This window comes from Pseudofrankia coriaricola (genome assembly GCF_001854805.1).
Lineage (GTDB): Bacteria > Actinomycetota > Actinomycetes > Frankiales > Frankiaceae > Pseudofrankia.
Map to the genome: position 1 here is coordinate 19,201 of NZ_MBLO01000257.1, position 11,935 is coordinate 31,135.

An 11,935-nucleotide genomic window follows, 5' to 3' on the forward strand; every position below is an offset into this window, starting at 1 on the left:
TCAGCTCCCGCCGCCGGCCACGTGCTTCTCCATCAGGTGGGCGATCTGGAGGTGCAGCTTCTCCAAGTCGTCCGCCGCGCAGGCGAGCCGCAGCGCGGTGCCTAGGTGCTCGGCGGACGTCCCGCCGGCGAGCACCCGCACGGCGGTGGCGAAGCCGCTGGTCGTGAGGTCGCCGAGGGCGACGGCGTTCGTACCGGGGGCGTAGTGCACGCTGCCGCGGAGCTCGTCGAACTGCGCGGGAACGGTCGCCGCGAGCAGCGACAGACCACGGCGACGCCAGCTGGGCGTGTCTGGGTGTGGGCGGTCCGCGCCGGGCTGATGGCGTGCCGCGGCCAGCGTCTGGCGGACGTCCATCCAGCGGTACTGGCCGGCGGTCCAGCGGCGGGTGTCGGCGTCGTCCATCGGGGCGCCGACGAGGAGCCGCCGGAGGGTGTCCGCGAGTCGGGTGGCGAAGTCGTCCGGGTCGACGTAGCCGCGTAGCAGCCTCGCCCGGGCCGCGACCGCCCGGTCGACGGCGTGCGCGAGCAGGCAGTCCCGGGTGCGTTCCGGCAGGGCCAGCAGCTCGTCGCGCAGCGCGGTCACGGGCGCGGGTGGCTGCTGGCCGATCAGGTGCGCGAGGCCGATGACCTGGTGGGCGGCGACCGCCTCGACCCAGACGACGAGGCGCGGATCCTCGGCCACGTGGGACGCGTCGTTGATCTGCCAGAGCGTGCAGGCAGTGCTCTGGCAGTCCTGGCCGCAGAGCTCGCTGCGTCGTCCTCCGAGCGGGGCGTCGTCGTAGCGGGCGCCGGCCGGCGTCTCCCGGCGGGCGCCCGGCGTCATCCGGGTGAGCACCGGGCGGTCCATCCCGTCGACCGCGACCGCGGCCACACCCGGCGGGAGCGACACCACCAGTTCGGACTGCTCCTCGCGCAGGTTCATGGTCGCGCCGACGGCCAGCCGGTCCTCGGCCGACGGCAGCCGGTGCATGACCTTCAACGCGGTGTTCTTCAGGACGTCGGGGAGGATCTTCGACGGGATCTGCTCGACGACGAGCACGCCCTCGCCGTAGGCGCGGATCTCGGCGAGCAGCGATGCGAACAGCTCGACGGCGGCGGCCGCCGGGCCGTCCTCGACGTTCTTGAGCAGCCGGTGCGCCTCCTCGACGACGAGCACGTGACGCAGCTCGTCGGTCCCGGTGTTGCCCCACCTGACCCGCAGGTGCTCGACGATCCGGATCAGGACCGCGCCGATGAGGAACGCCTTGTCCTGGTCGTTGGTGATGTCCTCGAGCTCGAACACGACGTTGCGGGTCAGCAGCTCGGCGATGTCGAGCGGATGGCCGCCCTCGAAGAACCGGCCCGGCCGGCCCTCGCGCAGCGAGCCGATCCGGATGTCGACGAAGCCGCGGACGTTGTCGGTGATCTCCTTGCCGTAGCCGATGTTCTCGACCACGACCGTGGCGGTGCGTTGCAGGTCGCCGAGTGTCGGGTAGCGCCGGCGCGCTGGTTCCAGTGGCTCGTCGTCGCGGAAACGCGGCCGGTGCTGCGGGCGCATCCGGTCGGCGATCAGGTCCCAGCCTGCCTCGGTGTAGCAGACGGTCAGCGCTTTGGAGAGCACCTGCGGGAACGGTTCCTGCGCCTCGAACGCGGCCAGGAACAGCGCGCGGACCAGGTCGATATGGCTCTGCACCGGGAACCCGGGCTCGGGTTCCAGCGGGTTGAGCCCGGCCGGCGGGGCGTCGTACTGGCCCGGCTTGATCACGAGCACCTCGCTGTGGCCGGCCAGCCGGCCGGCCATCCGGGCATACTCGGCCTTCGCCGGCTCCAGCACCAGCCACGGCACCGGGTTCGTCGCCCGGGTGAGGGACTCGAGCAGGGAACGGACGGTCTGCGACTTTCCGGAGCCAGTCGCGCCACACACGAAGGCGTGCCGGTTGAGCGTCGAGCGCGGCACCGGCAGCACCCCGGCAGGCGACCATCCGGCGTCGAGCACCTGGCCGAGCACGAACCCGTCGCCGAGGAAGCCCTTCGCGAAAGGAGAACCGTTCAGGCTCGGCGCCGGCGCCATCGGCGCGGCGGCCGCGAGCGCCCCCTCGGGGGTGACATCGAAAGTATGTGGGGTGACCAGCATGATCCCCGGCAGCTCGCGGCGCGGCGGCCGGGCGAGCGCGGCGACCAGCTCGCCGCCGGCGCGGAACGGGAACGTCGGCGCGACCCCGGCGGTCGCCGGCCCGCCGACGACCGCCGGCCCGCCGGCGGGCGTGCCGGGAGCCCGAGCCGGGCCCGGCTGGCCGGCGCCCATGCCCGGGCCCGTCCGGGCGGCCCCGCCTGAGCCGTCCGGCACGACGGTGACCGGCCTGACCGGGCCGGGATGGCCGGGTGCGCGGGGGAATCCGGCCTGGCCCGTAGGCCCGCTGGCGAAGGGGGGACGCCCGGTGGTACTCGCGGGTGCCCCCGCCCAGGCACCTCCCGGACCGGCACCGCCCGGACCTGCGTCGACGGCCCGCGGCGCGGTGGCCGGTCGCGGCGGCTCGGGCGTGCCGAGCGCCTCGGCCAGCGACGTCGGTCGGCCACCCGCCGGGGTGAGCAGGTAGGGGAGGTCGTCGAGGTCACCGGCGCCGCACAGGAGCGCGCCGGTCAGCCGCGCCTCGGTCCCCGACGGGGCGCCGACGAGCACCCGCACATCCCACATCCCGGTCGCCAGCGAGCGGGTGAGCTCGCGGTAGCGGGCCTCGGCACGTTCCAACTCGAGGCGGGCGTGCTCGTCACGGTCCCGCTGGCGCAGGAACGGGATCATACGCAGCAGGTCACGGCGGTCGGTGTCGACGACACCCGTCGGCACCGGCTGCGCGATCACTAGCCAGGCATAGGCACCGGGCAGGTGAGCAGCGTAGTCGTCGAACGAGCCGTGGCGCGCCGGGCCGTGGTCGTCCCGACCGCTACCGCCCGCGCCGCCCGCCGCCCACAGCGCGTCGGCAGTCCCCTCGCAGCGCAACCAGCTCGGAAAGACCGTCAGCGCCGTAATGACGTCGCCGGTGTCGACCGGTACGCCGGTGCTGCCCGGTGGGTACAGCACCGGCGGCGCCGGACCGTCCGCGGCCGGACCCGCGGTGGACCGCGCCGGCGGGAAGTAGGGGCTGCCGCCGACAAGGACCCGCAGGTGTGGATCGCCCGGGACCCGTACCCAGGCGACCGCGATTGCGGGCGTGCCCGCGCCGCCCGCGTCGGCATGGTCCCCGCCGCCGTCGGCGTCGCCGGTCAGGTCGGCGTGCGCCGCGATGAGCGCGGCGAACAGCTGGGCCGGCGCCGGGTCAGGCCGGGCCGCCGGTTCCGGCGGGCGAGGAGCGGAGAGCAGCCGGTGGAAACGGAACCCTTCCAACATCATTGTCCCCCCGGACTACTGCTGTCCCGGCCAGTTGTAGGGCTGCTGCGGCTGCTGGTAGGGGTAGCCGCTGGTCCCGCCCGCGGGCGGATAGGCCTGCTGGTAGGGGTTGGGGTAGGTCGGGTGCTGCTGCGGGTACCCGGGCGGCTGCTGCTGCTGCTGATAGCCCGACTGCGGCGCCGGGATCTGCTGGGTGGGGGTGGTGCCGCCGACGCTCGAGTTCGGGTCCGCCGGGTTCGGCCCCGCGGCGATCTCCCTGGGCAGCGGCGCGACCTTGGGCAGCAGGACCAGGCCCGGATTGCAGTCACCGGGGCGGACGCGGCCGGGGCCGCTGCCCGTGCCGACCAGGATGAACGCCGTCGCCGCCAGGCTCTGCAGCACGGTCGGCTCGACCGTGTAGTCCTTCTCTCGCTGCACCGTGGCGCCCACGCTCTCGTTCACCGCGTTGGAGACGTTGACGGTGTTCGTCCAGGTCGACGAGTGCGACGTCGTGGTCGAGCTGTTCCAGCTGTCGCCGCTGGACCGCCCGCCAGGCCCCCAGCCGCGGTTACCACCTTTCCCGAAGCTCTGCGAGGTGCCGTCCTGCTCCCCGTAGCTGTTCGCGAAGCCCTCGGTGAAGCCGGTGCCGACCTGGTTGGTCAGCTGGGAGAGCACGAACCGGAAGACCTTGCCGATGTGCTCGGCCGCGGTCGCCGCCTCCCGCGAGTTGCCCAGCCGCATGAAGATCGCCGCACTGTGGCCGGTGCCGATCAGCTTCTCGGCGTCGTCGCTGAGGTTCTTGAACAGCAGGACAAGCCGGACCCTGGAGACCTCCGCCTGGCGGGTCAGCGCGGTCAGGGTGTCACGGCCGAGATGATCAGTGCCCGCGATCATCACGACGGTGCCGGAGCCAGCCTGGCCGTTGTTGCGCAGCTGGTGCAGCAGCATCTGGACGAGCACCCGGTCGGTCAGCAGCTTGCGCCGCCCCGAGCCGCCCCGTCCCGCGCTCGTCGTCGCCAGCACCCGCAGCGTGCCGGCGTCTGGCCACCATTGTGCCGGTGTGCCCACAGGGGCGCCGGGCTGGGCCGCCGGGTCGTGACCGGCGAGCGTCTCCAGCTCGGTGCGCAGGAAGCTGATCTGATCCGCGGTCCGCTCGCGCCCGCCGAGGTCGTGCATCCGCTGCTGAAGGGCCGAGACCTCGTACTCGCTGAACACACCCTCATAGATCGCCGAACTCTGGTTGTCCAGGATGCGCAGTGCGGCGGCGAACCGCGCGAAGGTCAACGGCGCGCTGATCGACGATGCCACCGCCCGCAGGATGTTGAAGTCGATGGCACGAAGGCTGGCGTCGCCACCGCCGCGGCGGTCCGCGTCGAAGGCGTCGGCGAGCAGCTCGGCCGCCTCCCGCGGGTCCAGCCCTTCGAGTAGGCCGATCCGCTCCAGCGAACCGGGCAGCTCCCGGACCCCGACAGGCAGGGACGGTGTGGCATTGTTGGCGAACATGACCAGGCCGGCACCGACGCTGAGCTCGCTGAGGTCGAGCAGCAAGACGCCAGAGCCGCCCGCGAGCAGTGACGCCCCGCCGGTGGCCAGGATGCTGGTCCAGCCGGCGCCGGTGCCCCCGAAGATGTCGACGCGGGGCGGGGCCTCGGGGTCCAGAGGATAGAACTCCATCGTGGAACTGACCCGGTACTGCTCGGACTGGTCGTGGCTATACAGGCGCCGCTGCCATTCGGCGTATACGGCCTGGAACTCCTGCTCGCGGCGGGCGACCTCGCCCTGGTAACGCTCGGTGAGACTCTTCACCTGATTATTGATCATCTGGATCGGCGCAAAATACCAGCCGAGCAGTCCAGCGCCAATGAGGACCGGGAACAGGCCGGCGGCCGACCCGGCCAGCGTCCCCAGGCCGCCCAACAGGATGAGCCCGCCCACGATCAGCTTCCAGATTTTCTGCTTCAGGAGCATCTTTCGGTACTTCAGCCCGCGCAGGTCGGGCGGTGGCACTGGGATGCGGGCCGGCGGCCGGTTCGCCTCGGGGTGTGGGGTGACCGGGTGCGGCGGGGCGAACTCCCAGCCCCAGCGCTCATCTTGGCTGAAAATCCTGGTAACGAGCTCCTTGCCGAGTGCCTCTGCTTGTGGCATGGTCACGCGGTCACCTGCCAGTCCCCCGAATGGGCAGTAGGTATATCCCCAGGCATTCCTTTGCCTCTGCCCAGGGTTGTTGTAGATGGAACGTTACATCGACTGCCTTTGGGTGTGTAAGGGGCCAGTGCGGTCGCGCATGGAGCCAGTCGGCAAGGACGTGGGCAGGAAGACGCGGGCAGGCTGTTCGGCGTGCTCCCGTTAGGCGCGACCGTTGTCGAAGAACACCGACCCGAATGCCGTGGCCGCGGCCGAGTGCGAGACAGCTGCTCGCAGGAGTGCTGGCAGCTTGGCATCGGGTCCGAATACCCGCCGAACCTGCCGCAGTAGTCCCGGTGTGCTGTCTCCGACCCGTAGGCACGTGGCTGGGGCAAGTCGTGCATCCGCACTGTCGTGTGACGGCCCTGAGGATGCTGAGGTCGATCGCGCTCTGGGTGGGTCGCACCCCGCGACGTCCGCGTCGAAGGCGTCGGCGATCAACTCGGCGGCGTCGATCAACTCGGCGGCGTCGATCGGGTCCAGTCCGGCCAGCGGGCCGAGCGTCTCCAGCGATCGGGTAGCTCCCGGACCTCGGCCTTGGCCTACCGCTGCCGGCCGGGCCAGCCGTACGGCGGCTGCTGCTGGTGGGGGCCCGTCGGGTAGGCCTGCTGCGGGTAGCCGGGCTGGCCCGGGTAGGCCTGCTGCCCGTAGGGGTTCTGGTAGCCCTGCTGCGGCGCCGGGATCTGCTGTGCCCCGGCGTTGACGTAGCTCGGCCCGGGGGCGGTCCGGCCGGCGGTGATCTCCCGAGCCTGCCCGGAGACCCGGGGGAGCAGCACCACACCGGGGTTGCAGTCGCCGGGGCGGACGCGGGCTTCACCTTCGCCGGTGCCGACCAGGATGAACGCGGTCGGCGCGAGGCTCTGCAGCACGGTTGGCTCGACGGTGTAGTCCTTCTCGCGCTGCAGGGCCGAGCCGGCGGTGTGCGACATCCCCGCGCTGACGTTCACCGTGTTCGACCACGTCGACGAGTGCGACGTCGTGGTCGAGTCGCTCCAGCCGCTGTTTGTGCCGCTCCCGCCCGGGCCGGAGTGCTTCCCGCCGCTCTTGCCCAGGGTGTGCGACGTGCCATCCTGTTCGCCGTAGGTGTTGCTGAGGCCCTCGTTGAAGTTCCTGCCGATCTGCTCGGTCAGCTGGGAGAGCACGAAGCGGTGGCCCTTGCCGATGTGGTCGGCCGCGAGCGCAGCCTCCCGGGAGTTGCCCAGGCGCATGAAGATCGTCGCGCTGCCGCCGGTGCCGATCAGCTTCTCCGCGTCGTCGCTGAGGTGCTCGAACAGCAGAACGAGGCGGATCCGGGCGAGCTCGGCCTGCTTGATCAGTGCCTTCAGGGACTCCCGGCCCACGTGGTCCGCGCCGGCGATGACCAGGGCGTCCTGCGCGCCGTCCCGGCCGCGGTCCCGCAGCCGGTGCAGCAGTACCTGGATGAGGACGCGGTCGGTGAGGTTCTTGCGCCGGGCGCCGCCGGGGCCCTGGCTTGTCGTCGCGAGGACCCGCAGGCCCGGCGTCCCCCACCAGGAGGTCTGGGCGCCCGCCAGCTCGGCCAACTCCGCCGGCTCCGCGGGCCGTGCCGCGTCCCGCCCGGCGAGCGTTTCCAGCTCCGTGCCCAGGAAGCTGGCCTGGTCGGCGATGCGGTCACGCTGGCCGAGGTCGAACATCGCCTGCTGCAGCGCCTGGACCTCGTAGGCGGCGAACGTGCCTTCGTCGATGGCCGCGCTCTGGTTGTTGATGATGCGCAGCGCCGCGGCGAGCCGGGGAAAGGTCAGCGGCATGCTGATCGACCGGGTGACGGCCCTGAGGATGCTGAGGTCGATCGCGCGCAGGGTGGGGTCGCTACCACCGCGACGGTCCGCGTCGAAGGCGTCGGCGAGCAGCTCGGCGGCGTCGATCGGGTCCAGTCCGGCCAGCGGGCCGAGCGTCTCCAGCGATCGGGGCAGCTCCCGGACCTCGGCGGGCACGCCGGCTCCGTTCGCGACCATCACGAGACCGGCGCCCACGGCCAGCTCGCTGAGGTCGACCAGCAGGACGCCGGCCCCGGTGGCGAGCAGGGAGGCGCCACCGGTGGCGAGCAGGCTCGTCCAGCCGGCGGCGGTGCCGCCGAACACGTCCACCCGCGGCGCCGTCGACGCGTCGAGAGGGTAGAAGTCCAGTCCCGAGGCGATCCGGTCCTGCTCGGCCTCGTCATGGTGGGCGACCCGCCGCTGCCAGTCGCCGTACACGCGTCGGTAGTCGTCGCGCTGCTGGGCGACCTCGGCGGCGTAGGCGTCCATGATGTTCTTGAGCTTGGTGTCCGCCGACCGGTAGGGCAGATACCACCAGGCGAAGAACGCGGCGCCGACGAGCAGGCTGAACAGCCCGGCGCCGACGGAGATCCCCAGCATGGCGAGCCCACCGAGGACGAAGAGACCGCCGGTGATCGGCTTCCAGATCTTGCTGAGGGAGTCCGTCCTCAGGTGCTCCAGGCCGGCGACATACGGCCCCGGTGGGTCCACGTAGACCGGCGGCTGGCCGGCCTCCGGGGACGGGGCCGCGTCGTGCGGCGGGGCGAACTCCCAGCCCCAGCGCTCGGCCGGCTCGAAGAGCCTGGCGAGGAGATCCTCCCTGAGCGCCTCGGCCCGCGGAGTGGTCACCCGGTCACCTGCCTGTTCCCCGGTGGCAGTCGTTCGCCTTTGCCCATGGCGCTTATTTTGCCCGCACGTGGGGTCTTGTTGACCTTACCGGACCGTAGATCGGCCGATGTTGCGGGTGTAGGGGATGCCGGCCGTCGCCGCTTGCCCGGGCGTGGCCGACGGGTTGAGAAAGGGATCATGGTGACCTGGTGAAACGAGGGTGCTCGAGTGGCGCTGGCGCTGTTTGTCGCGATATGTGAAGCCGCCGCGGCTGTTGGTGTGCATGCTCGTCGGCTGATCATCTTCCCGGTGTGTTTCGTCGCGCGGAGCGCCATGGCTGCCGGTCCGTCCGCTGTGATCCCCGTGTGTCATCTTCGGCTTGGTGACGTAGGCGCGGGCGAGTCGGTGCTGTCTCAGCGTGTCTGGTTGCGTATCGTCGGTGACAGATTTTCGTCGAGTTAACGTCGACCGTGTAGGTTTCCGCAGGCAGCGTCGCTGATGCCGTTCGTGTCGATAGCGCCGCCGGTGCCGTGATACATGGCGCGTGACACATGGGCCGGCGCGTTCGTCCGGTATCCGGAGCCGTGCCTGGCTGAAGTCGGGCACCTCAGCGAGCGAATTGCCGAGGTGGGAGGCTGGCGGGGAGGACGAGGCCCCGTCCGGGGCGGAAGGAACGCCGGAAGCGGGACCGGGTGGCTTGCCGGGCCGCCCGTGACTGACGTGAGGGAGTCGCTGGAATGGCCTCGCACCGGAGTGATCGCCAGATCAACCGGCGCTGGCCGCGTTCCCGCCGCGGAATGGTGGTCAGCGTGGCGGCCGTCGGTGCCGCCCTCGTCGTGGGCACCGCGGGCGCGTTCCAACTTGTCGGGCCGGACCACGAGCCGGCCGCCCAGCAGTCCACGGAGCAGCGTTCGCCCGCCGCGGCCGGTTTCGCGCTCGCCGCGCCGGGCGGGGGCGCCTTCGCCAGCGCGGCTTCGGGAGCCGGCACCTCCGGGGGTCTCGACAACGGCGGCGCGGGCGGCACCATGGTGTCTGGTGGGCCGGACGGCTCCGGAGAGGGGGGCGCGGCCACGGGCATCGTCAGCGCCGCCCTCCCAGGTGTCGGCGAATGGGCCGCCTCGCGGCTGCCCGCCGAGACCCGGCAGGTCATCCTCGTCAGCGCCCCTGACCGGGTGTCGACCACCAACACGGTGACGCTGTGGGAGCGGGCCGACGAGACGTCGCCCTGGACGCGCCGGGGGCTCCCGCTCGCTGGCCGCAACGGCGCGAACGGCTGGACCACCAGCCATCACGAGGGCGACCGCCGCTCGCCGATCGGTGTGTTCAGCCTGACGGCGGCCGGCGGCAAGCTGCCCGACCCGGGGACCGCGCTGCCCTACGAGTACCAGCCGAGCTTCTTCGCCGCCGGCAGCGGCGACCTCGACGACCCGCTGACCGCGGCGTTCAACTATGTCGTCGCGATCGACTACAACCGGATCCCCGGCCGGCCTCCGTCCGACCCGGCCCGCCCGCTCGGCGAGCGGGCGGGGGGCGACATCTGGCTGCACGTCGACCACGAGGCCCCGACCAAGGGCTGCGTCAGCCTTCCGCAGGACGGACTGGAGTCGGTCCTTCGCTGGCTCCAGCCCGCCAGCCACCCCATGATCATCATGGGTGACGCCCCTTCCCTGGCCTCGCGGAACCTCACCTAGGGCGTCGCTGGCTCGAAGGTCGCTTGCGCGACCGCTCGCCGCGGCGCCCGGGGTTCCTGCCGGATCGGCGGAGCTTGCGGAGCCGATCTGGGAGGTCCGCGGGCGCCTAGGGCGCCCTCCCGGCCTGGTTTCGGGGTTGAGGTGTATGGCCGGGGCTGGTGTGGGGCGGGGTCGGGATGTGGCTGCGGTGGCGGTGCGCCAATGCGCTGTCGCCTGCGGTGGCTGGGTTTTGTTGAGGCCGCGCGAGGACGAGGCGGGACCGACCTGCTCGCTTGGCAGCTACGTCCGGGAACGGGTCACTAGTTGGCGGAGAGCTTCACATGTGCGCTGTCGCCTGCGGTGGCTGGGTTGTGTTGACGCCTCATAGGGACGAGGCGCGCTCGACCGCCTCGCTTGACAGCTACCTCCGGGGACGGGATCACCAGTTCGCGGAGATCTTCACGCCGCAAGGCGGCTCGGCCAGGTAGACCATGCCTGGCTGGCCGGGGTCGAGCTGGACCGGGCCCGCGCCCTGGTGCGCCGTGACGAAGTCCAGCGTCCGGCCGTCGACCGCGCGCATCGTCAGCTCGCACTCCCCGCCCTCCTCCAGGTCGACGGGGTCGACCAGGATCGGTCCCTCGGCCTGGAAAGCGTCCGTGTCGCCGGAATATCCCTGCTGGGCGAACGGCAGCGCGACGCTGCCGGAACCCGCGGTGGCGGTCACGACGCACGAGTCGTTGCTGACGGTCCAGCGGAACTCGCCGGTGGCGGCGATCTGCATGGTCTTGCGTCCGTAGAGATCGGTGAAACGCCCCGTCTGGCCACTGACGGTGTCGACCAGGTCGATGGTGCAGCCAGGGTCATCCCCTTCGACCTGGTCGTCGACAGTGAGCCGCCAGGGCGCGGTCGCGCTGAACTGGACGCCGTTGTCGGTGCCGCTACTCCCGCCGTCGTCGTCGCCATCCCCGCCGCCACTGGTCAGCAGGAGGCCGATGACGGTTCCCGCCGCCGCGAGCAGGACCACGGCCGTGGTCCCGAGAACGACGGCGAGCCGGCGGCGGCGCCGGGTCGCCGGCGCCGCCGGCGGCTGTCCGTCCGCTCCGCCGACGACGGTCGCGGACCACGGCCGCGTGGGCGGGACCGCGGCCGAGATGGGCACGGGAGTCGACGGTGGGGTGTCGCCGGGACCGCCCGCGAGGACCCTCGTCGCCGGGACGCTCGCGTCCCCGGGTGCCGAGCCGACGAGGGCCGTGTACAGGTCCGCCGCCGTCGGCCGGTCCGACGCCTCGCGGGCCATCGCGTTCACCACGAGCCCGCGCAGCGCCGGCGCGATCAGCTCACGGTCGACGTTGGGCTCGCCCGACGAGACCCGATGCAGGATTACCTCGACCGGGCCGGTGCCGAACGGTGCCCTGCCGCTCGCGGCATAGCAGATCAGCGAGCCCCAGGCGAAGACGTCCGCGGCGCCCGTCGCCTCCTGGCCGGACACCTGCTCCGGCGAGTGCCAACCGGGAGTGCCTACGAAGTGCCCGTTCGTCGTCAGCGCGGCCGCGTCGGCCGCGGCCGCGATCCCGAAGTCGATGACCTTGGGCCCATGCGGCGTCCACAGCACGTTCGACGGCTTGAGGTCGCGGTGGACCATGCCGGTGGAGTGGATCGAGACCAGCGCCTCGGCCAGTCCGGATGCCAACAGGAGCTGGTCATCCGTGCTGAGCCGCCCGTCGGCGCGCACCTGGTCGGCGAGGCTCGGCGCGTCCACGAACTCCGTCGCGAGCCACGGGCGAACGGCGGCGAGATCGAAGTCGACGAGACGCGCCGTGCGCGCGCCGCTGACCCGGAAACAGGCCTGGACCTCACGCTGGAACCGGCGGCGGAACTCCGGGTCGTCGGCCAGGTCCTCACGGACCAGCTTGACCGCGACGCGCCCGAAAGGACCCTCGGCGAGAAAGACGACGCCCATGCCGCCGGCGCCGAGCCGGCCCACCACACGATGACGGCCGAGTTCCTCCGGATCGCCCGGCCGTAGCTCCTGAACCCGAACACCGGTTTCGCTCATCGTCGACGGTGCCCCCACCTGTCCGTTCCGCGAGGTAGCGCGCGGAATGACACCGCGCACGGCTGAATATGCCACTCGCC

5 protein-coding genes are annotated in these 11,935 nt (G+C 72.0%); 1 reads left to right on the top strand and 4 read right to left on the bottom strand.

Features of this window, described 5'->3' with window-relative positions; genetic code table 11:
• The 3 genes from BCD48_RS37135 to BCD48_RS37145 all read right to left on the bottom strand — a co-directional run bounded on the left by BCD48_RS37135 (window position 1) and on the right by BCD48_RS37145 (window position 8,150).
• The gene (locus tag BCD48_RS37135) at window positions 1-3,363 is read right to left on the bottom strand and encodes an ATP-binding protein (protein WP_071053081.1); all 3,363 of its coding nucleotides are present in this window, start codon (window positions 3,361-3,363) and stop codon (window positions 1-3) included.
• 15 nt (window positions 3,364-3,378) lie between these two features.
• Window positions 3,379-5,487 (bottom strand): hypothetical protein, encoded by a 2,109-nt coding sequence (locus tag BCD48_RS37140; RefSeq protein WP_491677197.1) that lies wholly within the window; start codon window positions 5,485-5,487, stop codon window positions 3,379-3,381.
• Window positions 5,488-6,068: 581 nt separating this feature from the next.
• Entirely contained in the window at window positions 6,069-8,150 is a 2,082-nt protein-coding gene (locus BCD48_RS37145; protein ID WP_071053083.1) for a hypothetical protein, read from the bottom strand.
• 788 nt (window positions 8,151-8,938) lie between these two features.
• On the opposite strand from BCD48_RS37145, the gene BCD48_RS37150 reads away from it, so the two are divergent.
• Window positions 8,939-9,820, top strand: coding sequence for a hypothetical protein (locus BCD48_RS37150; RefSeq protein WP_241842295.1), 882 nt, complete (start codon window positions 8,939-8,941; stop codon window positions 9,818-9,820).
• A 418-nt stretch (window positions 9,821-10,238) separates the two neighbouring features.
• On the opposite strand, the gene BCD48_RS37155 is transcribed toward BCD48_RS37150, so the two are convergent.
• Complete coding sequence (locus BCD48_RS37155) at window positions 10,239-11,855, bottom strand: serine/threonine-protein kinase (protein WP_071053084.1); 1,617 nt, start codon at window positions 11,853-11,855, stop codon at window positions 10,239-10,241.
• Window positions 11,856-11,935: the final 80 nt, after the last annotated feature.